Genomic DNA, 21,412 nt, shown 5'->3' with positions numbered 1-21,412 from the left:
TTTTGGCATGAAGAAAACGGGATTTTACGGATTGATTGCATCCGTTGTTTTCGGAAGCTATTTGAGATGGATCTTGAATGACAGCGGGATTCTGACCGATATCATCGCTTTGTGCGGCTTTGTGTTCATCCTGATGTACTCGTGGGATGAATCGAAAAAGGAAAGCCGTAAAGCCCTTTTATTAAAGGGGACAGGCGTGGTCATCTTAACGCCTTTATCGGTGTATATGATCTTCAAGGGCCAGGAATCAATCAACAGCCTTGCTTTTTTCAGCGGCTGGGAAACAGCCGCTAAAGTCGGGTGTATCTTATTGGTATTGCTTGTAGCATCAGTCCTCATGACATTTATACATAACATCAGCTCCAAGCCGTAACAAAGAGGCATCCGGACATCCGGATGCCTCTTTTTGTTTTAAACTTGCGGCTGCGCGGATACCGACGCAGTTCCGCCGGAAATTCCCGCGCCGGACCAGACGTCTTTTGCGTAGCGTCCTTCTTCTTGCAGTTTAGAGATCCAGCTTTGCGCTTCTTCTTTGCTTGCCTGCAAAATGTGTTCGTACGCTTCGCACAAAGCGTCTTCAACGGCCGGGGCCATGTTTGCGCCGTCTCCGCAAACGTACAGGCGGCCGCCGTTGTTCAGCAGATGAATCAGCCTTTCCGCATCCTCTTTTATCAGATCCTGCACATACGTTTTCGGGCCGTCTTCAAACCGCGAAAAAGCAGTGTGCAGTTGTACGATCCCGTGCTGTTCTGCTTTTTCCAATTCGTCGCGGTACAGAAAATCGTGTTCCGGATGGCGGCAGCCGAAATACAAATGGGCTTCGCCGAGTGTTGCTCCTGCTTCTTTTACAATGCGGCGCGCCTGAAGAAAGCCGCGGAAAGGCGCAATTCCCGTTCCCGGTCCGACCATGATGAGCGGCGTTTCAGGGTCATCGGGCAACCTGAAGCCTGACGAAGGCTCCCGGACAAAACACGATATGCTGTCCCCCGGGGCGAGTTCTGCCAGATAGTTTGATGCCACACCGCGGTACTGCCCCCGGCCGCTCAGCGCAGGTCCGCTTACAACGGCGACGGTGATGCTCGTGTTCCGGGCATGTTCCCGGGGCGAGCTGGAAATGGAATAGTACCTCGGTTTTAATGAAGGCAGAAGCGTCAAAAAGCGTGCGAGCGGCAGCTCGCAAGCCGGATACTGCTCAAGAAGATCGAGCATCGTCAAACGCTTCTGCAAGACCTGCGCTTTGTAGGCTTCATCCTCCAAAAGCGCGGCAAGCTCCCGTTGATGAGGCGGACAAACGGTATGCTGAGCCAGCTCGCGGATCTGGGCTCTTGTGGCCGGCTCCTGCAGTTCAACGCTGTTTTGAAACAGTGCTGTGACATTGACCGGGCGATCTAAAGGCAAATGGGAGACGCGGCGTTCTCCGCTGATCAAAACGTGTTCATCTCCGCTTAATCCAAACCGCTTGAGCACCCTGTCGACGAGCGCATTGCTGTTTTGCGGCAGCACCCCGAGATGGTCCCCCTCCACATATGCAGTTCCTTCCGGCAGAGAGATTTCGATATGTCGCGTGCTTCTTCCGCTGTCCGGGCTCTGAAGTTCGCGGTTCGTTAACACTTGTGCCGTGAACGCCCGATACGTTTTCACAAGAGGCGAGCCGGCCGGTGCGCTGATGAATTCGACGGACAGCTCTTGTCTGTCTGCCTGCTGCTTATGCTCCGTTATGGAAAATGCTTTTCTCAAATTAGGCCAAAGACCGTTTTTCCAAGCTTCAAAGCTTCCTTCAAAATCATCGTTGGCATCCCCTTCTCCACGCGTATAGAGCCTGATCGCGCCTTTTTTTTCAAATGCGTCGTCAATCAGGCGGGGAATCCGCTGATACGTGCTGGCCCAGCTGGTGTTTCCGCATCCGAACACGGCGTATTTGACACCTTGTAAGTCTTTTTCGGGATCTTGTTCAAGCCAATTGACGAATTCCTTCGCATTATCGGGCGGGTGTCCGTTATACGAAGCTGTTACGACAAGCACCGCTCCCTCCTTCGGGATCCTGCCTTTATATTGATCAAGCTCAGCTGTTCTGCTTTCCCAGCCTTGCAAACGCGCTTCGTCTGCGAGCTCTCTTGCGGCGTCTTCGGCAGATCCGAGATTTGAGCCGTACAGTACAAGGAGCGGAGTACCGTGGGCATCTGCCGCCGCCTGTGAGTGAATGTCTGTTCGGGAAGCGGCTTGCTTTTCTTGATGGGCCGCTGCTGTCATCAGCGCCATCTCTCTTCTCGGCTTGACCCGCATCGTAAACCCGTCCGGTTTAATGGTAAGCGATTCTTTTATTGTTAAGCGATAATTCGTGTGGTCTTCCAGTTCAAAATACTGAAGGATCATCCCCAGTACAAGCGTGGCTTCATGAAGCGCGAACTGCATGCCGATGCAGGCGCGCTGGCCGTTTCCGAACGGTTTGTACGCGTTTTTCGGAATGCTGTTCATTCGTTCAAACCGCTCAGGCCGGAATTCTTCGGCGTCTTTTCCCCAGACGCTTTGATCCCTGTGCAGTTTCGGAATTAAAACGGACACGCTCTGACCCTTCGGAATCAAATATTTGCCGCCGATCACCGTTTCTTCCTTGGCGTACAAAGAAAACGAAGGAGCAGTCGGAAAAAGCCGCAGCGACTCGTTTAAAATCATGCGAATATACTTCAGCTGCTGAACTTGTTTGTACGAAGGCACAGGATCTGTAAGCACCCGGTCGGCCTCTTCATATGCCTTTTTGAGCTTATCGGGATGCTGAAGGAGCAGATAAAGCGCGAATGACAATAAGCCGCTCGTCGTCTCGTGCCCCGCAATCAAAAAGGTGATGATTTGATAGCGGATGTTTTCATCATCGAGCCTTTCTCCTGTTTCAGGATCCTTCGCATGAAGCATGAGGGACAGCAGGTCGTTTCCGCTCCCGCCTCCGGTTTGTCTTCGTTCAGCGATGATCCGGTCGACGAGCGAAAACATCGATTCAACATCACGGTTAAACTGCCGCCTTGTCTTAACCATCAGCTTATCCTGCCATTCGAGGCGTTTCGTCTGCCTCATCGCTTCATTCAATCCGCGGCCCAGGCTTTCGATAAACGGGTGCTGCCCTTCGCGGTAAAAACTGTTAAAGCGGTAGTTGAAGCCGCATAAGCCGATCGTATCCAGCGTCAGGCGCGTCATATCATCCGGAACATCGATGCTCTCATTCTGATTCAGACGGGACCATTTTTGAATAAGCTGCAGTGCGATATCCTGCATCATGGAGTGGTAGCCCTTCATCGCTTTCTGACTGAAGCTCGGCAGGAGAATGTTGTGGGCTTTCCGCCAATTCGGTTCATGCGTCCAGCTTGTAAACAATCCGTCTCCGCTGAATTCGCGAACCTTCAGGAGGCCCTTCCCCATGTTTTTATCAAACCTTGATTCGTCACATACCTCAGAAACGAGCTCATGACTTGAAACAAAGACGCCTACCGTTTCCCCAAACTGAAATTGAAAAATAGGGCCCATTTCATCCGCGATTTTCCACAGAGACTGGGACACCTTCGTTTTGTCCAGCAACGGAAGGTTGCCGAGCGGTCCGTATGTTTTCGGGATTGGGATCGTGCTTAGCTTGTTCATCAGGATCATCCTTTCTTTTTGTGAAAATCCTTATTAATCGTGACGTTTAATCGCATGCCAGGAACATTGTTCAATTTCTTCGATTAAGCCTGAAGGATCTTCAATTTCTCCGGCTTTCACCAGCTTTTGAATGTGGACAAACGCTCCGAATACCATCGCGGTTAAAATATGCGGAGGCAGCGGATGAATGATGTTTGCCTCTTTGCCTTTCTCAAAAAACAAATAGACAAAATCCAAAAGGTCGTTCAGGACGCTCCGGCTTGTTTCGGTTAAGTAATGCGAAGTTTTATCAATTTCCAAAAAGTAAAGCGCATAGACGTTTTCGTGCGCAAATTCGTAGAGGCAGCGGAAGATGTGGTGAAATTGGCTGCGCACACTCAAATGTTCGGGGTAGCCTTCCTTAATCTTTTCTGTAAAGCGTCTTACACTGTTTTGAAACAGAACATTGACAAGCGCCTCCTTGCTGTCAAAGTACCGGTAAATCGTCCCTGCTCCGACGTTTGCTTTCTCTGCGATCATCGGAATCGTTGTGGCATCGAATCCCCGGTCTGCGAATAGAACGTGGGAAGCCTTGATGATCTTTTCATATTTGCTTTCTTGTTCCACCTGTATTCACCTCCACATCGCGGAATGAACGTTCATTCCGCAACCGTCATTGTTGTTCAAATTAGACAGGCGTTCGCAAAATTCCTTTTTTAATATAAAAATTTTTAAACAAAAAACAAAATGGGTAAAATCTACCCATTTTGCTCACCGGTTCTAATTACACAAATCCACAATAGATCCCGCCAATTTGGCAACACGATCGATTAGTATTCTTATATATTATTTTTTATAACGTTTCTATCAGAACCGCAGCAATAAGCGGATGTCCGTTTCGCAAGCCTTGGTACATTCCGTATACCCTCACATTGTCTCCCGGCTGCACCCTGCGGCCGGTGAGATTTTCAACATAAACGGTTCCCGCCTTGACGGATAAAGCGAATATTCCTTCCTGGTCCGCAGATGCCGCGGCGCCTTCTGCGTATACTTTCGTTTCTTTTTCGACTTCGCCTTTCTTCATTTTAAAAATGTCCGCCTCAACAGCCTGCTTTTTCAAGTCATCGTCGAGCTTTTGCTTTGTCGGCAGTTCTTTTGTTTCTAAAAATGCGGATGATGCAAGTGAACATAATAAAACCGGCATGAGCAGCCATTTCATCGTCAATCCCTCCTTATTTGCAGTTTGAACCATTTCAGGCGGGGCATAAACCCGAAAAAGGAGCTGATTGAACATCAGCTCCCGGTGTACAATACTATTTTGCTTTTTTCACGGTTGTTTTTCCCGCTTTGCTCGTATTTCCCGCTTTGTCTTTCGCTGTAACCGATATTACGGTATTCGCTTTTTGTTTTTTTATTTTAATGGAGAACTCGCCCTTTTTATTTGCTTTGCCGGTACCGATCGTTTTTTTGCCGGCTTTGACGGTGATTTCGGCATTTGCTTCGGTTTTCCCTTTTACGGCCGTGCTGTTATTCGTCACCGCATATACTCTCGGTGCTGATGGCGGTGTCTTGTCTTGAACGGTCGTTTTCGACGCTTTGCTGATGTTGCCGGCTTTGTCTTTCGCCGTTACGATGATCGTCGTTCCAGCTTTTTGTTTGTTGATTTTCAAGCGGTATTCGCCTTGGCTGTTCGCTTTGCCGGTACCGATCGTTTTTCCTTTTACCTTTGCTGCTACTTGAGCGCCCGCTTCGGTTTTGCCTTTTATTTCTGTACTTTTATCAGAGACCGGGTTGATTTTTGGCGGATTCGGCGGAATTACGTCAGCTACCGTCACTTTGACTTCGGCGCTTTCCCTGTATGCATCCTTCGATGCTGAAACGTATAAAACGGAATATTCTTTTTGTTTGCCGATCTTGGCTTTGAATGTTCCGGAAGCATCTGCCTTCACTGATCCGATGATCTTCTTGGACGCATTTTTAATGTTGACTGTATAGCCCGACGGCGCTTTCCCGGCCACATATGCGTCATTGTTGGTGACGCGCTTGACAGACGGTTTTTTCGGCGCTTTTTCTACGACGGTCCTTAAGCTTGCCTCAGCCAGGTAGCCGGATGCTACGACCCGGAGAACTTGATCGGCAGCCTGAGCCGGAATTTTCACCGTAAAGGTTCCTGATTTCCCTGCCGTTCCCGTTCCGAGCACCTTGCCTCCGCTCAGCACTTTGACCGTTGATCCGCTTTTCGCCTTCCCTGTTACGGCTTTGTAATGGTCCAATACCGGATTCACCTTCATGTTCAGTTCCAAAACGCTGACGGCATGGTAGGCATTCAGCCTTCCCCATCCAGAAACAAAGTCATATCCCGGAGCCGGAAGTTCAGGTTCCTCAAAGCCATCATCAAAATCCGAACCCGGATTGTCCTGTTCGGCAAATGCAACATCAGCCGCTGTTTCCGTCAGAAGTTTTTCGACTTGCTTCGGTTGCAAAGACGGGTTCTCTGACAAAAGGAGTCCGGCAACAGCTGCAACATGCGGCGAAGCCATCGATGTTCCGCTCATATACGTTACATTACCGTCGGGAACGAGGCTCGGGATGTCGGTTCCCGGAGCTACCATATCCAGCCCTTTTCCATAATTGGAATAGTCGGAGACAAGATCGAGATGATTGGTCGCGCCGACGGATATCGCGTATCTCGAAGACGCCGGATACGAAATATCTGAAGAGCCGTCATTGCCGCTTGCCGCCACCACCGTCACATTTTTTTCAGCCGCATATTGCAGGGCGTATTCCAGAACGCGGCTGTACGGTCCGCCAAGGCTCAGATTGATCACTTTTGCCCCGCGGTCAACGGCGTATATGATCCCGTATGCGATCTGCTCCGTGTCTCCGCTTCCTGATGAATCCAAGACCTTTACAGGGAGTATTTTTGCGTGCGCGTTGATCCCTGCCATTGAGTAGTGATTATCAGCCGCTGCTGCGATAATGCCTGAAACGTGTGTGCCATGTCCGTTATCATCCATCGCATTCGTATTGCGGCCGATGTAGTTGTACCCTTCGTCTTTTTTGACAGCGCCGCTTAAGTCTGCAAGCGTATGATCAACACCCGTATCGACGACGGCAATGACCGTTTCGTTTAATGCTTTTCCATTCAGCAGTTTTTGAAGCTTTTCGAATTGAATGTCAGCGTTTGCAGAGCGGTCTTTGCCGTTATTTTTGAGCGACCATTGGTAGGAGTACTGGGTGTCAGCCGATAAAGCGTGATACTCGTGAACCTGCTCGACGAATTCCACTTCAGGCAGTTTGGACAGCTTGGCCGCTGCTGTCTGATATTTCTTCGCTGCTGCTTTGTATCCGTCTGAATCGTTTTGCTCCAGTTCGACGACGTACATGTTTTTAAACGTTTTGCTTTTTTTGAAGGAATCAACGGACTCTGCTCCGTATGCTTTCGCTTTGGATGAAAAGGATCTCAAATTTTTGCCGTCTTTTAATTTCACGATGTAGCGGCTTTCAGGTGTACTCGATGCAGCTGAATCCGCAAGCCCCGCTTTTGCCAAAATCGTTGATACTTTGCTGCCTGTCAGATTTGCGATGTCTATATCTTCAGCTATTTGATCGAGCTGCTTTTTTAAAGACTCTGGCACCGAATCGCGCGCCGCCGAATAAAGGCTGAGGATTGCCTTTTGATCTTCCTTTGTGACCGTGTATGTGCTTGACGCTCCGTTTTCGGCGACATCGCCGAACAGTTTTTTCAATTGGACAAGATCGCGGTAAACACCGTCCCGCAGCGATTTGTCAAACATCATTTTTGCGCTTATGAAAGGAGCGGTTTTATAGTATAAAGATGACAGGTCTTTCCCTTTTTCCGTTTTTTGCAGCACGCCATCTCTGATCGTTCTTAAATCTTGCAGAATGCTTTTGCCGTTTTCCCTTTCTGATGTGCTTAATTCTGCCGGGCACTCTTCTTCGGCAACCTGATCTGACGGAGGAAGGGTGACGCCCTCATAGCTGATGGTGTAAGAAATGCCTGTATTTGAATCAGTTTCGGTTTCTTCTTCATTATGGTTTTCGACTTTTACGTAGTACGGGCCTTTCCAGGCGATCGGAAAGTCGATCGCGGCCGGGTTTTTTGCATATGAAAAGCCGTTGTATCGATCAAAAGTCTGACCATCCGTTGCATGTTCCAGGCTGGAATAAACGGAGATATTCAGTTCCTGATCGGATTGAAGCTTGATTCGAAAATGCGTAAAATCCGCGAGATCCTTTTCAGAAGGGTCGATTTTATACCAGTGTGCTTGATCGCTTTCTTTAAACTCCGCTTTTACGGGGTCTGCGATCGCAAGCACCGTCTCATCAACAGGGCCATCGGCCGCCGCCTTTCCAATCGGAAGCTGGCCAAAAATCAGGGCAAACATTAGAATGAAAACAATCGAACCGCTAATTTTCCTTTTTTCCATAAGTACCTCCGCAAAATATAGTAAAGTCGTTCACCCCGCTATTAAACCATGTTTAACAGTTTATTGGAATACATTTCTTTTAAAAACAAAAATATGATATTATGGAACTAAATTCATGGCATATAAAAAGCCCTCTCGGTGGTAAGAGGGCCGGCTTTTAGGGGATGATCGTCATTTTACCGCCGTCACGCAGCAATAATTTTTGTACATATGTACGCTGATTTCCCTAAAATGATGTATTTCAAGCAGATGCCTGATCTGCTCTTCCGAATATAACGTCAAATCTTTCGTTTTCTTTGACTTTTTCATTTGTTCTTTGAGATGGACGGCGAGAAGCAGCGTCCCGTCGATTTGCAGCACGCGGTAAATTTCTTTTAGCGCCTGATCGGCATCCGTCCAATCATACAGCGAATGCACTGAAAATACTTTATGAAAGACGCGGTCTGCAAACGGAATGTTTTCGGCATATCCGTGCTTGATCTCCGCTTTCCCCTCTTCTTTTAAATACCTGGTCCGGCGCAGACTTCGCTTTACCATGCTTTTGGATGAATCGATTCCGCAAGCCTTTCCGGTTTCAAGCTTTTCCGCGATCCGGCTGAGAGCAGCTCCGCCTCCCGTTCCGATTTCAAGGATTCGGTCATAGGGCTGGACATCCAATAACTGAATCGACCATTCGTTTATATCATGATTTCCGGTTTCCATATAAGAAGCAATCCATTTTGATAAAATGCCTCTCGGACTCCGCAATTGTTTTCCAAGCCATTGTTCAAACACGTCAAAACACCTGCTTTAATTCTTATTTGGCCATTTTTTATTCCTGCATCAAAGGACAAAGCCGGAGACAAAACGGGCTCTTTCCCCAATCATATCGGCCGCCCAGAAATGAAAAGAAAACCCGCGAAAATGCTGAATCTTTTCCTTCATTCCATAACTAGACGGATTCATCTTTGAAAATGTTTCTCCTAAAACGCAGGAACAAATCGAATCAAAGAGGCATAATGTTTAAAAAGCTCTTGATGAAATGATCTATCCGCCCTTTCAATTTCTCATATAAATGCATAGGATGTATGGAACTTTCACTAAAAGGTGGTGCTAAATGATGGGCTTTGGATACGGTTTTGGCGGTTTTGGCGGTTTCGGCCGTTGTTGCGGGTCTTGCGGGTCTTGCGGCTCTTGCTACGGCGGCTACGGCTACGGCGGTTACGGATACGGTGCCGGCTTTGCGCTTATTGTCGTGCTTTTCATTCTCTTGATTATCGTAGGCACTAGCTTCATTTACTAGAACAGCTGGAGGGAGGGCATTTTAAGCCCTCCTTTCCTATTTTGGGTATCCATCTATTTAAAAAAAGCAGAAAACGAGCCGTTTTCTGCTTCTAATAATACCAGTAAGGCGGCCAATAGCCGAACCGGCGCGCTCTTTCTTCCATTCTTCGGCGCCGGTACGGATTGCCGTAGCCATGCTTAAAAGAATGAGGCATTGATGTATAGCCATGACCGATAAAAGGCATTCTTCCATCTTTGTGCATATTCATCACCTGCAATTACATTTGCTTTATTCTATGCAGGCAATCTGCGATGCGGACCCAAAAAAGTCCGGCTAAACCTGGTCCTTCTCCATTGTATAATGTGCCAACAATTCCCTTCTGTACATCATTATCATCTCCTCCTTTTATTTGATTGTCCGCTTTGATTAGCGCTGGCTGTTCGTATAGAGATACTTTAGCTGGCGGTCTCTCATTTCGTTGTACAGCTGTTCGATCTCGTATTCTCGTTCGTATTCTTCAGGCGTCTTAAATCGTTTTTGAATGGTCAATGTTAAGAAGAATAAATTAATCGTCATGTCGCTCACCTCCTTTCAAGTTCGCTTTTTTCAAAAATAAGCCCGCAGATCATTTGACAAACCTGCGGGCGCAAACAAAAACCGCCAGATAAAAACGAACGCGTCTTTATCTTGCGGGAGGAGCAGCGTATTGTTTTTCCTTCCTAACGTCAGTGTGCCGAAAAAGCATCGGTTAAGGAAGAGCACAATTTCTCCCACAGGTTGAATGAATCATGGTATTCACAGAGTCTAGTGTATGTAGTCATCGCGTTTTTCATGTTCATCAACCTCCTTTGCTTTTTGTTTACTTTGTAAGTATATCCATCAAATTCCTGTTTGTAAACTGTTTTTCGAAAAAATGGATGCCTTTTTTCGCTCCATGAAAAAAACAGAGAACCGTGCGTCCCGGTTCTCTGTTTACGATTCTTCCATTTCATCCAGTTGTTTTTTATATTTGAGCGAGCGCTTCACACAAAAGAAGGCTCCTGCTAAAAATGCGCCTGTCGCGAGCATCATCACCGTTTTTTGGCCCGTTCCGAGACCCGGATTCGGGATGACGGAGCCGATATATAAAAATGTGCTGACACTGAGCAGTGTAAAAGCAAATTGTTTATAGTCAACCATTAAAGATTTGACTTTTTTCTTATGCATGTTTTTTGGTCACCTGCCTAGATTCATAATCAATATGAATTAGAGTAACATAGATTGACAGTTGACCAGACATGTAAATTCAGCCAATTTAAGCGAGCGGTTCAAGCGCTTGTTTCAAATCATCCAATAGATCGTCAATATCCTCGATTCCGACGGAAATCCGGATCAATCCATCTGTAATGCCCAGCTCGAGTCTGCGGTCGCGCGGAATCGATGCGTGGGTCATCCGGGCAGGCACTGAAATGAGGCTTTCGACAGCCCCCAGGCTTTCAGCGATGGTAAACAGCTTCAGCCTTCCCAACACAAGGTCGACATTTTCCTCGTCTCCGATATCAAAGGAGATCATCCCGCCGAATCCCGTGCTTTGCCGCTTGGCAAGCTCATGGCCGGGGTGGGATGCAGAGCCCGGATAATACACTTTTTTAACGGCATGATGGTTTTCCAAAAACTGAGCGATTCTTCTGGCGTTTTGCTCATGGGCTTCCATTCTCAGGCCGAGCGTTTTCATGCCTCTCATCAATAGCCAGGAGTCCTGCGGACCGAGGATACCTCCTGTGGAATTTTGAATGAAGTGAAGCTCCTCACCGAGTTCTTTCGTCGCAGTCACGACAAGGCCGCCGACGACATCGCTGTGTCCTCCCAAATACTTTGTCGCGCTGTGGAGCACAATATCCGCTCCGAATGAAAGCGGATTTTGGAAATACGGCGTATAAAATGTGTTATCCACGATCAGTAACAGGCCGTGCTTTTTCGCAGTCTCAGCGACCTTTTTCAAATCGGTGATTTTTAAAAGCGGATTTGTCGGGGTTTCGACGTAAATCGCTTTCGTATTCGGCTTGATGGCTTTTTCAATGTTGTCCGTGCTGCTCGTATCGACGAAAGCGGCATCAATGCCGATGCGGTTCAGCACCTTTGTCATCACACGGTACGTGCCGCCGTACACATCATCCGTCAAAATGATATGGTCGCCGCTTTTAAACAGCATCATAACCGCGGTGATGGCCGCCATCCCTGAACCGAAGGCATAGCCTGCCGCTCCTCCTTCAAGATCGGCGATCAAGGCTTCAAGAGCCGTTCTCGTCGGGTTGGCCGTTCGTGAATATTCGTATCCCGTATGCTGTCCCGCCCGCGGCTGCTTGTACGTGCTCACCTGGTAAATCGGAACTGAGACTGCGCCTGTTTTTTCGTCACCTGTAATACCGCAGTGGATCATTTTCGTTTTTTGCTTCATATTATATTCCTCCTTCGTATATGTTTTTGCTGACATAACGGTCGCTCCCGTCAGGAAAAACGGTCACAATATTTGCGCCTTCCCCGGCTTTCTCAGCTTCTTTCAATGCGGCGAACAAAGCGGCCCCGGATGAGCTTCCGATCAAAAGGCCTTCCTTTTCCGCAGCTTCTTTTACGAGCCGGAATGCATCATCATCCAGCACGGTGTAGATCTCATCGAAATGGCTTTGGTCCATGTATTCGGGGATGAATTCCATTCCGATTCCCTCGGTTTTATGGGCGTGTGCTTCTCCCCCGTTTAAAATGGAGCCTTCCGGTTCAACAATGACCGTTTTGATAGACGGATTTTTTTCCTTCAAAAACCGGGCAGTCCCTGCAAAGGTGCCTCCTGATCCGGCCCCGGCGACAAACACGTCAACCTGTCCGTCAAGATCGCTCCAAATTTCCGGACCAAGCGTTTTGTAGTAAACCAATGGATTTACTCGGTTTTCAAACTGCAAAACGCAATAAGATCCGTCGATCTCCTTCTCCAGTTCACGCGCTTTTTGGATCGCACCTTTCATTCCCTTACTTCTCGGCGTGTGGACAATTTTTGCGCCAAGCGCCTTCATAATCGCCTGTTTTTCCATGCTGAAGTGCTCCGGCACGCAAAAAACAGCGGTGATGCCGTGTTTTCTCGCACTAAGCGCGAGGCCGATTCCCGTATTGCCTGCCGTCGCTTCGATCACCGTACCTCCGGGTTTCAGCTTTCCGGAGCTGAGCGCTTCGTCAATCAGCATTTCTCCAAGCCGGTCTTTAATGCTCCCGCCCGGATTCATCATTTCAAGCTTCGCGTATATGTTAACCCCTTTAGGCGTTTGAAACTTCTGCAGCTTCAAAAGAGGCGTTTTTCCGATTAACTGTGTGATATCCGTAATCACATTCACGTTTTCCTTCCTCCTTTAAGAGGTATAAAACAGAGGGGGCACCCCCCTGTTTTATTTGATTTGTTTGATCATGCGGAGGACAAGCTCTGTCGAATGTTTCGCAGCCTGCTCCAAAAACTTGTCAAAAGATACTTCAGATTCTTTTCCCGCGATATCCGAAAGCGCTCTGATGACAACGAAAGGAACATCAAACTGATAGCAAACCTGGGCGACGGCTGCCGCTTCCATTTCAACCGCATAAAGATCTTTAAATTTGCCGCGGATGAATGCCACCCGTTCAGGGTCGCTCATAAAGGAATCTCCGGTCGCTATCGTTCCTTTGACTACCTGAAAAGACCCGAGTTCAGACGCTTCATCTTCCGCCGTCTTCACCAATGCGCTGTCGGCAGGATAAGCGGCAGGAAGGTTTGGAACCTGTCCATACTCATAATCGAAAGCCGTGACATCGACATCATGGTGGCGGACTTCGGTGGAAATGACGATGTCGCCGACATTGAGGGAATGATGGAAGCCCCCGGCTGAACCGGTGTTGATCACCACATCAGGCTTAAAGCGGTCAAGCAGGATCGTCGTGCTCATGGCCGCATTCACTTTACCGATGCCGGATTTTAAAAGCACAACCTCTTTCCCTTCGTAGATTCCGCTTGTAAATTCACAGTTTGCGATGATTTCCTGTTTCGTCTGTTCCAATTTGCTGCGCAGGATTGTGACTTCTTCTTCCATTGCTCCGATAATTGCTATCTTCATATGATAACTTCCCTTCACATTTACAATTTTGCCGCTTCCATTACCCAGACAAAATCATTATGCTTTTGAAAGGCGATACTGAAATGTTCTGAGGTAAAGATCGTTTCCATCTCGGAAATCGTCGGATAATGTTCCGTTTCAAGATCTTCCGCCAACTGGTAAAATCCTCTGTTTTTTGCGTCTTGAATGGCGGAAATGTACGAATCGCGGTCCTTGAATACGGTGTCAGCAAACACTATTTTACCATGCTTCGCAAGCATTTTTCCATATCGCCTTACCGCCTCGCGTTTTTCATCGTTCGTCAAATGGTGAAAGGCATATGAGCTGACGATTGTATCTGGCGAAAACGGCGGAGCCGGAAAATCGAGAAAATCCCCGTCAGAGACCAAAGCCCCTTTAGGCAGCTTGCTTACGGCGATGTCTCTCATCGATTTTGAAGGCTCAATGCCGTACACGTTTTTTCCGGCGGCGATCAGTTTTGCGGTCAGGTTGCCCGTGCCGACGCCAAACTCGATCACCTTGCTACCTGAACGCTTCACAACATCCTCCAAAATGCCGTCATAGTTTCGGAATACTTCTTTATATTGAAGGTCATGCCCGACTACTGTATCATCATAAGAATTCGCCCAATTCTCAAATATCGAAATGAACTCTCTCCCCATTTATTGTCACACTCCATTTATTTTTACAATCCCTATCAGTATAGTATGATTTCAATACCTGATTAGTTCTTATCCTAACATAATTTCGCAGGTTTGGGTACAAAAACAGCTTGGTGATATTTCCCTTGTCATGATGCGGCTTCTCTGCTTTAATAATGATTGACTCTGAACGAATGGAGGATTTGTCTATGAAATTCGAGCTTGATCTTATCAAGGATAAAATCGAGTTTTTTGAAGCCCTGACCTTGGAGGAGCTTGAAAAGAAAATCAATCAGCAGATCGAAAACAATCAGGCTCTTATGCTCAGGGTCGGATCGGTGTCCCATCAGACTGCGGTTATCGACGGGCGGATCATGTACAGCGCCGTCGTTCATTTTAAAGCCGAATGATAAAAAAAGCGGCCGGTTTCATTCACCGCCGCTTTTTCTTTTTATTTTAGCTTTTCAACTTTTGTCGGTTTCCAGCCTTTTCCGTCCACCCACGTAATGGCGACCGAATATTTATCTCCGCTGTCCTTTGCCCGAATCGTTCCTTTTGCATCTTGAGGGCTGCCGTTGTTTCCGAGCCAGACGACCGTCATGTTGTCTTCGGAAACGCCTGTTGCGTAAGAGATGGCTTCAAGCATTTCCGCCCAGTCTTGGGATGAAGAGTCGTACGTTGCTGTATGCTCTCCGCTTTGCTTTGTGCCGACAGGCTTCCAATTCGGATTGACGATCGTTTTTTCGACGTTTGCGCTGGAGCCTCCTTCCGTTACTTTCGCTCCTTTAAACGGATCGTCTGTCGATTTCTCCTCGTCAGAAGCTGTATCTTTGTCTTTCTCCGAATCTGAATCGCTCGTATCTTTTTTGTCTGAATCGGCTTTTTCTTTGTCCTTTACATCCTCGTCAGACGTCTGCTTTTTATTATCGGAAGCAGGAGCTTCTGTCGTTTTATCGTTTTTGGAGACGTCCTGCTGTGTTTGCTCCTTCGGGCTGTTCATCATCAGACTGCTGGCAACCACAACGATTAAAACCAATACAATCCCTATTAAAATGTTAAGCACAAGATTCGCTTTCCTGCGCTTATCACGGTTTTCAAATCGAGATTCCCTTGTTTTGCTCAAATTCATTGCACTCCTTTTTCCCTCTTGCCTCGCATCCTATTTTATCATCACGTAAGGCATTCTTCTATGTCTGGTTCTTTTCAATTTCATATACTTTTTTAACAATATCATAAAATGCGGCATTTGTCGCAGCCTGATCTTCCGGTGTGTCCATATGAACGACGGCGAGCGCGTATTTTGGCTTGTCTGCCGGAAAATAGCCGGCAAACCATTTATGATAGAGGGTTTTTTTGTCTTTTGTCAGCCGGCCCGTCTGCGCCGTTCCCGATTTCCCCGATACGTCGTACGGAAGGTCGCGGAAGCGCCTGCCTGTCCCTTTTTCAGATGTGACGACGTTTCTGAGCAGTTTTTGCAGCTTTTGCGCGGTATAATGATCGATCGTATCCCCCGACAGCTCATGGTCTTTAAACGAAGCCATCAATGTGCCGTTTTTGTATTCGATCCCGCTTGCGATTTTGACTTGCTTTTTCTCGCCGCCTCTCGCTATGGTCGCCATCATATTGGCGATTTCAAGCGGAGTCAGCTTGACGTTTTTTTGGCCTATCGCGGTTTGTGCAACCGCTTTTTTCACTTTTTTATCCCGCTCGTCCCCCCAGACCGAACCCGAACCCTCATGGTAAAACTGCCTGAAATCCCGCTCGCGGTATAGGCGGCCTTCCCAGCCGACCCGTCCGGTAAGCCCGAGCTTTTTCGCAGTATCTTCGATGACCGAGCCGTTTTTTTTGATCAGCTCATCCGCGAGGCTCGTAAATGTATAATTGCAGCTTTGGGCAAAGCCTTCTTCCATGTTCAGCCTCCCCTTGTCATCGCCCGGTTTTCCGTAAAGATTCAAGTTGCAGTTGAACGTTTTCGTCGGATGATCCAAGCCGTTTTCTATCGCCGCCGCCGCGATCACCGTTTTAAAAACAGAGCCCGGATACATGGGGGTGAGCATATAGTTTTGCCTCGTTTTTTGGGAAGCCGTGTTTACGTCAGGCTTGCTGGCAATCGCAAGCACACTGCTGTTTTCGATGTCGAGGAGAACCGCCCCGCCTTTTTTCACATGATGGTCATCCAAAATGTCTTCAAGCTTCTGCTGCATCGTCTTATCGATCGTTGTTTTGACCTGCAGCGGATAGAACGGGTTCGCATCTGCCGTATACTTGACGTCAATGCCGAACAAAGGGTTTCCCAGTCCGTCCACATGGTATAACAATTTTGTATCTTGTTCGGGAAGCAGGAATTCGTCAAATGTCCGCTCCAGGCCGAAGGTGCCGATTTTCATGCTGATCGACAGGCCGTCTTTGTGCGGGTATTTTTTGCGAAGCAGCTCCGGGTCCTGATTTGTCATGCCGATGGTGTGTGAGGCCAGCCTGTTTTTTTCTGTTTCTTCTATGTATACGCCGTATATTCCCGGATATTTCAGTTTGTTGATTTTTTCGAGTGCCGTTTTCGAAATTGAGCCCTCTTCATTTTTGGTGAGAATGACGGGTTTTTTCGCTTTATCAAGCTTCCCGTCCAGCTCTTCTTCCGATATGTTTAAAATAGCGGCCGCTTCGCCAATCGGCCATGATTGTGACTTCAAAAACGGAAACAGCACAATTGCCGGCTTTCTGCTGACGGTGAGCGGCTTACCGCTGCGATCTAAAAAAGATCCTCTTCCATCTGAAATCTGAACCTCTTCCGTGCGCTGTTTCACGCTTTCCTGGATTAAGTTCACATTCCATTTGGAAAAGGATTCGGTGAAAAACAGTTGGATTTCCGCCAGTCTCACCAGCAAAAACAAAAGCGCCGCCGACATCAACATCGCAATCCATTTCATGCGCTTGCGTAATTTCATAATAAAAACACCTCATCCACATTGTGGACGAGGCGTTCGTCTGCTAAACAAACTTTATGAAATTTTCACAATTTTTACAAGCATTTCTCCACCCGGCGTCTGCACGGTCACTTCATCTCCGACCTGCTTGCCGAGAAGGCTTTTGGCGATTGGCGAATCGTTGGAGATTTTTCCTTCAAACGGATCAGCTTCAGCGCTTCCCACGATCGTATAAGATTCTTCTTCTCCGTCCGGAAGCTCTGTAAATGTGACCGTTTTTCCCAGACTGACGATGTTTGAATTTTCACCATCATCCTCGATGATTTTCGCATTTCGAATCATATTGTCAAGCGTTGTGATGCGCCCCTCTACAAAGGCCTGCTCTTCTTTGGCTGAATCATACTCAGAGTTTTCCGAGAGATCGCCGAAGCTTCTGGCGACTTTGATGCGCTCAACAACCTCTTTGCGTTTAACCGTTTTCAAATACTCAAGTTCTTCTTCTAATTTTTTCTTTCCTGTTTCTGTCATAGGAAAAACTTTCTCTTGTGCCATTGTTCCTTCACTCCTTCTAGTTGGTCCCTCATCACTTGTATGTGAGAGTATAGACTTGAATATACAAGAATGAGGACAACCCTTGTCCCCTTCTTCTCTCCCATATTTGTAAAGTATGATGTCAACCGGATGGAAGGCTCCGGTAAATCGTGCTTATACAGTTAAAGAAGGGCTCATATCTAAAGAGGTCCCTTCAATTTCTATACATAATATGGTCAGAGTAGTCTTTGTCTATGCTATGTTATTATAAAATCGCGTTTTGTTCAAGAATAGTTTGTATTTTGGTAACCATCAAATCAATTGCAACGCGATTTTGGCCGCCTTCCGGAATAATGATGTCAGCATAGCGTTTTGTCGGTTCGACAAATTGATTGTGCATCGGTCTGACGACGGAAATGTACTGCTCGATAACGGAATCGATCGAGCGGCCTCTTTCCTTAATGTCACGGAGCATTCTTCTGATGATGCGAAGATCTGCATCCGTATCGACGTACAGTTTGATGTCCATCAAATCGCGGAGCCTTTCATCCTCGAGAACAAGGATTCCTTCCAAAATAATAACATCTTTCGGCTCGACATGCACGACTTCTTCCGAACGTGTATGCATCTTGTAATCGTAAATCGGTTTTTTAATCGGACGGTATTTCAGCAATTCTTGTAGATGCTCAATCAAATAGTCATTGTCAAATGCAAGCGGATGGTCGTAGTTCGTGTTCAGCCTTTCTTCAAAGGGCAGATGGCTTTGATCTTTGTAATACAAATCCTGTTCAAGCATTAAAATAGAGTGGCCCTTGAACTGTTCATAAATCGACCTGGTCACGCTTGTCTTGCCTGACCCGGAGCCCCCCGCTATTCCAATGACTACCGGTTTCTTTCCCATGCCTTTTACTGCCCCTTTCTCATCATGTTGCTAGGATAAATCTTCTTGTCCACTTTAAATTTGACGATTTGCAGGGGATGGCGGGCTGCATCAAGCACATTGCCTTTTTCGTCCCAAATCGTATCAATCTTGTATGTGAAATTATCAATTTCCGGGCCGAAAAATTCGACTTCGTCTCCTGTTTTGAAAAAGTTGCGCTGCTGGAGCGTAACGATTTGCGTCTCTTCATCATAATCGAGCACAAGCCCGACAAAATCGTATGTCGTCTTTTTCCCGTGCTCGCCGAACATTTGCTCTTCGTATCCCGGCGTTCCTTCAAAGAATGCAGGAGCCGTATCCCTGTTTGCACATTTGTCAAGCTCCTTCAGCCATTCTTCTTTAATGGTAAATCCGTCGGGATCTGCACAATAGGCGTCAATCACTTTTCGGTAAACGCTGACGACCGTTGCGATATAGTGGATCGATTTCATCCGTCCTTCGATTTTCAAGCTGTCGATTCCCATTTCAATCATTTGCGGAATCGATTCGATCAGCTTCAGGTCTTTCGGGCTCATTGCAAACGGAGCGTCGCTTTCTTCATAAAGCGGCAGCGCGTTCGCACCGTCTGTCTGATACAAGTCATAATCCCAGCGGCATGACTGGCAGCAGCCGCCGCGGTTTGAATCCCTTGCCGTCATGTGATTGCTCAGCACGCAGCGTCCGGAGTATGCGATGCACATCGCACCGTGGATAAAGGTTTCGATTTCGATATCTACTTTTTCTTTCATTTCCCTGATTTCAAGGGCGCTCGTTTCGCGCGCGAGCACGACCCGTTCCAAACCTTCTTCCTTCCAGAATTGAACGGCTTTCCAGTTTGACAATGATTGCTGTGTGCTCAAGTGCACTTCCAGCTTTGGAGCGACCCTCCGGCACGTTTCGATGATCAGCGGGTCGGCGACGATGATTCCGGATACGCCCGCATCCTGCAGATCCCTTAAGTATTCATCAAGGCCGTCGATATTTTCTTCGTGTGCGAAAATATTGGTTGTGACGTAGATTTTCGCTCCGTATCGTTTGGCAAATTCAACGCCTTCGGCCATTTCTTCGATTGAAAAATTATCCGCATTGGAGCGGAGTCCATATTCGCGCCCGCCGATAAATACAGCGTCTGCCCCGTAGTGGACGGCGATTTTCAGTTTTTCCAAATTTCCCGCCGGGGCGAGAAGTTCCGGTTTTTTCGTAATGACGCGTTTTCCATTGACGATTGTGGAAATTTTATCTTGAACTGCAGACATGGTTTCCCTCCTTAATATACTGTCTCTTTGAAGAAGAATCCGGTATCGATGCTGCGGTTTACAGGCTGCAGGTCTTCGATCCGCTCAATCCATTGTTCTTTTTTATTTTCGTATGCTTCTCTGTCCGTCATGCAAAGATCGATGGCCTCGCGGTACATCGCCGTCACCTGCGCAAGATAGTCCGCCGATTTTAAGATCCCGTCGATTTTGAATGAATCGATTCCGGCGTCTATTAAATCCTCGAGCTCGTCAATGATGCATACATCGTTCGGGCTCATAATGTGCGTGCCGTTTTCGTCTTCGAAAATCGGATATTTGTTGCCGCGCTCTTTGTCATGAAGATACATGCCTTTTTCTTTTTTCTTGCCCTCGATATCCATGACTTTGCCCTGGTATTCAAAATAGTTGCCGATCAATGATCGCTTGGACTGGAACATGCATGTCATCCCGTGAACCTGAATTTCGATCTCGACTTCGGCTTTTTCTTTAATCTCGATAATGCTGTCCATGTTCAGCTCTCTCGCCAATACCGCGCGCTTCGCTCCCTTGCGTCCCCAGTAATTGCACGAATGGTGATTGGTTGCGGTTGTTTCCGTACTCCAGTGAAGCGGCATGTTCGGCGCGGATTCTCTCGCAGCCATCAACACCGCCGGGTCGCCGAATACGACGGCATCAGCCCCGGCCTCTTCCAAAAAGGAAAGATAATCGTTCAATTCTGGCACTTTATCGTTATGAAAAATCGCATTCATCGCGACATACACTTTTGCGCCGGCTTCATGAGCCTGAAGAATCGCCTCTTGAATATCAGATCTTGAAAATTCCCCGGCCAGGCGCAGTCCGTATCTTTGTTCACCGATGATAAACGCGTCAGCCCCGGCACTGGCCAAAGGCTTAATATCGCCAACCGATGTCGGTGTCACTAGCAGTTCAGGTTTTTTCATATGCGTTTCACCTCTTTTTGGCTAACGGCCAAGCCGTCTCCGACCGGCAAAATCGTTGTACGATAATCCGGGTGCTCCATTAGCCAATGATTAAAATGATCTATTTTTGATACAAGCTTTTTGATCCGTTTGTTTTCGATTTGATCGTAATCTCCCGCGACAAGCCCTTTGAACAGGACGTTGTCCGTAAAAATGATGCCGTCGTCTGCCAGCATCTGTTCGTACAAGCTGAAAAATTTTTGATATTGTCCTTTTGCGGCATCGATAAACAGCGCGTCATAAGGCGCCATCGACTGAACGGCGGCCGACTCGCTGAGCGCATCGCCGAAGAACACGTGAATTCTGTTTTCCAGTTGGAAGGATTGAATGTTTTGAATGGCTTCGTGATACCTTTGTTCGTCGCGCTCGATTGTAAATATTTCGGCTTCAGGAAGTTCAAGCGCCATCCGAATCGCCGAGTATCCGATAGCAGTGCCGATTTCAAGTATTTTTTTCGGATTTTTGAGCGACAGAAGCCGAAGCAGCGCGTCGATTCCGGTCGGTTCCATAATGGGTACGCCGTGCTCCTCGGCATAAGCCTCAAGCTTCATAATGTCTGCCGGCCGAGGCTTTTGCAGCCTTTCCAGATAGCCGGTCAGTTCCTGGTGTCCGATCTTCACGGGAAGAGCCTCCCTTTCATAAAAAGAGCTTTAGGTCAGATGTAAGAACTCTCCTAAAGCAGTGAATGTCTTTTCTCTAATAAACAACCCGATATATTTTACCATAAAACATTT

At 47.4% G+C, this 21,412-nt stretch carries 22 protein-coding genes; 3 read left to right on the top strand and 19 right to left on the bottom strand.

The features are described 5' to 3' along the window. Window positions 1-7 precede the first annotated feature (7 nt). Window positions 8-373, top strand: a complete 366-nt coding sequence (locus MHB78_RS08520) for a YoqO family protein (protein WP_046131504.1) — start codon at window positions 8-10, stop codon at window positions 371-373. Window positions 374-411: 38 nt separating this feature from the next. On the opposite strand, the gene MHB78_RS08515 is transcribed toward MHB78_RS08520, so the two are convergent. From MHB78_RS08515 to MHB78_RS08495, 5 genes are all read right to left on the bottom strand, one after another. After that, window positions 412-3,627 (bottom strand): cytochrome P450, encoded by a 3,216-nt coding sequence (locus MHB78_RS08515; RefSeq protein ID WP_046131503.1) that lies wholly within the window; start codon window positions 3,625-3,627, stop codon window positions 412-414. A gap of 33 nt (window positions 3,628-3,660) precedes the next feature. Then, window positions 3,661-4,233 carry a TetR/AcrR family transcriptional regulator gene (locus MHB78_RS08510; RefSeq protein ID WP_046131502.1) on the bottom strand — a complete coding sequence of 191 codons (573 nt, stop codon included), beginning with the start codon at window positions 4,231-4,233 and terminating at the stop codon, window positions 3,661-3,663. A 226-nt stretch (window positions 4,234-4,459) separates the two neighbouring features. Further along, on the bottom strand, window positions 4,460-4,825 hold the full coding sequence (locus MHB78_RS08505) for a hypothetical protein (protein ID WP_046131501.1): 366 nt from the start codon (window positions 4,823-4,825) through the stop codon (window positions 4,460-4,462). A 94-nt stretch (window positions 4,826-4,919) separates the two neighbouring features. Continuing rightward, window positions 4,920-8,057 carry an Ig-like domain-containing protein gene (locus MHB78_RS08500; RefSeq protein WP_046131500.1) on the bottom strand — a complete coding sequence of 1,046 codons (3,138 nt, stop codon included), beginning with the start codon at window positions 8,055-8,057 and terminating at the stop codon, window positions 4,920-4,922. Window positions 8,058-8,228: 171 nt separating this feature from the next. Further along, window positions 8,229-8,831 carry a class I SAM-dependent methyltransferase gene (locus tag MHB78_RS08495; protein WP_046131499.1) on the bottom strand — a complete coding sequence of 201 codons (603 nt, stop codon included), beginning with the start codon at window positions 8,829-8,831 and terminating at the stop codon, window positions 8,229-8,231. A 325-nt stretch (window positions 8,832-9,156) separates the two neighbouring features. Here MHB78_RS08495 and MHB78_RS08490 point away from each other — a divergent pair, with 325 nt between their 5' ends. Continuing rightward, the gene (locus MHB78_RS08490) at window positions 9,157-9,339 is read left to right on the top strand and encodes a YjcZ family sporulation protein (protein ID WP_099047066.1); all 183 of its coding nucleotides are present in this window, start codon (window positions 9,157-9,159) and stop codon (window positions 9,337-9,339) included. Between the two features lie 91 nt (window positions 9,340-9,430). Here the strand turns inward: MHB78_RS08490 and MHB78_RS08485 are convergent, their stop codons facing one another. The 7 genes from MHB78_RS08485 to MHB78_RS08455 form a co-directional block, all read right to left on the bottom strand. Further along, window positions 9,431-9,583 carry a hypothetical protein gene (locus MHB78_RS08485; RefSeq protein ID WP_164918165.1) on the bottom strand — a complete coding sequence of 51 codons (153 nt, stop codon included), beginning with the start codon at window positions 9,581-9,583 and terminating at the stop codon, window positions 9,431-9,433. A gap of 164 nt (window positions 9,584-9,747) precedes the next feature. Then, a complete protein-coding gene (locus MHB78_RS08480) occupies window positions 9,748-9,897 on the bottom strand; it encodes a YrzI family small protein (protein ID WP_065894598.1) in 150 nt (49 codons plus the stop codon). 396 nt (window positions 9,898-10,293) lie between these two features. Continuing rightward, window positions 10,294-10,527 (bottom strand): YrhC family protein, encoded by a 234-nt coding sequence (locus MHB78_RS08475; RefSeq protein WP_046131498.1) that lies wholly within the window; start codon window positions 10,525-10,527, stop codon window positions 10,294-10,296. An 88-nt stretch (window positions 10,528-10,615) separates the two neighbouring features. Then, entirely contained in the window at window positions 10,616-11,758 is a 1,143-nt protein-coding gene (locus tag MHB78_RS08470; RefSeq protein WP_340033859.1) for a bifunctional cystathionine gamma-lyase/homocysteine desulfhydrase, read from the bottom strand. A 1-nt stretch (window position 11,759) separates the two neighbouring features. Further along, window positions 11,760-12,683 carry a cysteine synthase family protein gene (locus MHB78_RS08465; RefSeq protein ID WP_046131496.1) on the bottom strand — a complete coding sequence of 308 codons (924 nt, stop codon included), beginning with the start codon at window positions 12,681-12,683 and terminating at the stop codon, window positions 11,760-11,762. Window positions 12,684-12,734: 51 nt separating this feature from the next. Next, window positions 12,735-13,430 (bottom strand): 5'-methylthioadenosine/S-adenosylhomocysteine nucleosidase, encoded by a 696-nt coding sequence (mtnN, locus tag MHB78_RS08460; protein WP_046131495.1) that lies wholly within the window; start codon window positions 13,428-13,430, stop codon window positions 12,735-12,737. A 20-nt stretch (window positions 13,431-13,450) separates the two neighbouring features. Beyond that, window positions 13,451-14,092: a class I SAM-dependent methyltransferase gene (locus tag MHB78_RS08455; protein WP_046131494.1), complete on the bottom strand. Its 642-nt coding sequence runs from the start codon at window positions 14,090-14,092 to the stop codon at window positions 13,451-13,453. A 188-nt stretch (window positions 14,093-14,280) separates the two neighbouring features. Here MHB78_RS08455 and MHB78_RS08450 point away from each other — a divergent pair, with 188 nt between their 5' ends. Then, window positions 14,281-14,481, top strand: a complete 201-nt coding sequence (locus MHB78_RS08450; RefSeq protein ID WP_046131493.1) for a YrzA family protein — start codon at window positions 14,281-14,283, stop codon at window positions 14,479-14,481. Between the two features lie 41 nt (window positions 14,482-14,522). Here the strand turns inward: MHB78_RS08450 and MHB78_RS08445 are convergent, their stop codons facing one another. From MHB78_RS08445 to MHB78_RS08415, 7 genes are all read right to left on the bottom strand, one after another. Beyond that, a complete protein-coding gene (locus tag MHB78_RS08445) occupies window positions 14,523-15,200 on the bottom strand; it encodes a DUF1510 family protein (protein WP_046131492.1) in 678 nt (225 codons plus the stop codon). A gap of 58 nt (window positions 15,201-15,258) precedes the next feature. Then, window positions 15,259-17,013, bottom strand: coding sequence for a penicillin-binding protein 2 (locus MHB78_RS08440; RefSeq protein WP_046131491.1), 1,755 nt, complete (start codon window positions 17,011-17,013; stop codon window positions 15,259-15,261). A 54-nt stretch (window positions 17,014-17,067) separates the two neighbouring features. After that, the gene (greA, locus tag MHB78_RS08435) at window positions 17,068-17,544 is read right to left on the bottom strand and encodes a transcription elongation factor GreA (RefSeq protein WP_046131490.1); all 477 of its coding nucleotides are present in this window, start codon (window positions 17,542-17,544) and stop codon (window positions 17,068-17,070) included. A 244-nt stretch (window positions 17,545-17,788) separates the two neighbouring features. Next, the gene (gene udk, locus MHB78_RS08430; RefSeq protein WP_046131489.1) at window positions 17,789-18,424 is read right to left on the bottom strand and encodes a uridine kinase; all 636 of its coding nucleotides are present in this window, start codon (window positions 18,422-18,424) and stop codon (window positions 17,789-17,791) included. A gap of 5 nt (window positions 18,425-18,429) precedes the next feature. Further along, complete coding sequence (locus tag MHB78_RS08425) at window positions 18,430-19,698, bottom strand: U32 family peptidase (protein WP_046131488.1); 1,269 nt, start codon at window positions 19,696-19,698, stop codon at window positions 18,430-18,432. 11 nt (window positions 19,699-19,709) lie between these two features. Next, complete coding sequence (locus MHB78_RS08420; RefSeq protein WP_046131487.1) at window positions 19,710-20,639, bottom strand: peptidase U32 family protein; 930 nt, start codon at window positions 20,637-20,639, stop codon at window positions 19,710-19,712. Then, the gene (locus MHB78_RS08415; protein ID WP_046131486.1) at window positions 20,636-21,298 is read right to left on the bottom strand and encodes an O-methyltransferase; all 663 of its coding nucleotides are present in this window, start codon (window positions 21,296-21,298) and stop codon (window positions 20,636-20,638) included. The genes MHB78_RS08420 and MHB78_RS08415 overlap by 4 nt, the downstream gene beginning before the upstream one ends. Window positions 21,299-21,412 lie beyond the last annotated feature (114 nt).

It is taken from the genome of Bacillus sp. FSL K6-0138, assembly GCF_037982765.1.
Lineage (GTDB): Bacteria > Bacillota > Bacilli > Bacillales > Bacillaceae > Bacillus > Bacillus glycinifermentans.
This window is presented reverse-complemented; position numbering and strand designations above follow the sequence as displayed.

Bases quoted from the DNA above. Each gene is read 5' to 3' on its own strand.
- MHB78_RS08520 (WP_046131504.1), top strand. From the start codon at position 8: ATGAAGAAAACGGGATTTTACGGATTGATTGCATCCGTTGTTTTCGGA.
- MHB78_RS08515 (WP_046131503.1), bottom strand. From the start codon at position 3,627: ATGAACAAGCTAAGCACGATCCCAATCCCGAAAACATACGGACCGCTC.
- MHB78_RS08505 (WP_046131501.1), bottom strand. From the start codon at position 4,825: ATGAAATGGCTGCTCATGCCGGTTTTATTATGTTCACTTGCATCATCC.
- MHB78_RS08500 (WP_046131500.1), bottom strand. From the start codon at position 8,057: ATGGAAAAAAGGAAAATTAGCGGTTCGATTGTTTTCATTCTAATGTTT.
- MHB78_RS08490 (WP_099047066.1), top strand. From the start codon at position 9,157: ATGGGCTTTGGATACGGTTTTGGCGGTTTTGGCGGTTTCGGCCGTTGT.
- MHB78_RS08485 (WP_164918165.1), bottom strand. From the start codon at position 9,583: ATGCACAAAGATGGAAGAATGCCTTTTATCGGTCATGGCTATACATCA.
- MHB78_RS08480 (WP_065894598.1), bottom strand. From the start codon at position 9,897: ATGACGATTAATTTATTCTTCTTAACATTGACCATTCAAAAACGATTT.
- MHB78_RS08475 (WP_046131498.1), bottom strand. From the start codon at position 10,527: ATGCATAAGAAAAAAGTCAAATCTTTAATGGTTGACTATAAACAATTT.
- MHB78_RS08470 (WP_340033859.1), bottom strand. From the start codon at position 11,758: ATGAAGCAAAAAACGAAAATGATCCACTGCGGTATTACAGGTGACGAA.
- mtnN (WP_046131495.1), bottom strand. From the start codon at position 13,430: ATGAAGATAGCAATTATCGGAGCAATGGAAGAAGAAGTCACAATCCTG.
- MHB78_RS08455 (WP_046131494.1), bottom strand. From the start codon at position 14,092: ATGGGGAGAGAGTTCATTTCGATATTTGAGAATTGGGCGAATTCTTAT.
- MHB78_RS08450 (WP_046131493.1), top strand. From the start codon at position 14,281: ATGAAATTCGAGCTTGATCTTATCAAGGATAAAATCGAGTTTTTTGAA.
- MHB78_RS08445 (WP_046131492.1), bottom strand. From the start codon at position 15,200: ATGAATTTGAGCAAAACAAGGGAATCTCGATTTGAAAACCGTGATAAG.
- MHB78_RS08440 (WP_046131491.1), bottom strand. From the start codon at position 17,013: ATGAAATTACGCAAGCGCATGAAATGGATTGCGATGTTGATGTCGGCG.
- greA (WP_046131490.1), bottom strand. From the start codon at position 17,544: ATGGCACAAGAGAAAGTTTTTCCTATGACAGAAACAGGAAAGAAAAAA.
- udk (WP_046131489.1), bottom strand. From the start codon at position 18,424: ATGGGAAAGAAACCGGTAGTCATTGGAATAGCGGGGGGCTCCGGGTCA.
- MHB78_RS08425 (WP_046131488.1), bottom strand. From the start codon at position 19,698: ATGTCTGCAGTTCAAGATAAAATTTCCACAATCGTCAATGGAAAACGC.
- MHB78_RS08420 (WP_046131487.1), bottom strand. From the start codon at position 20,639: ATGAAAAAACCTGAACTGCTAGTGACACCGACATCGGTTGGCGATATT.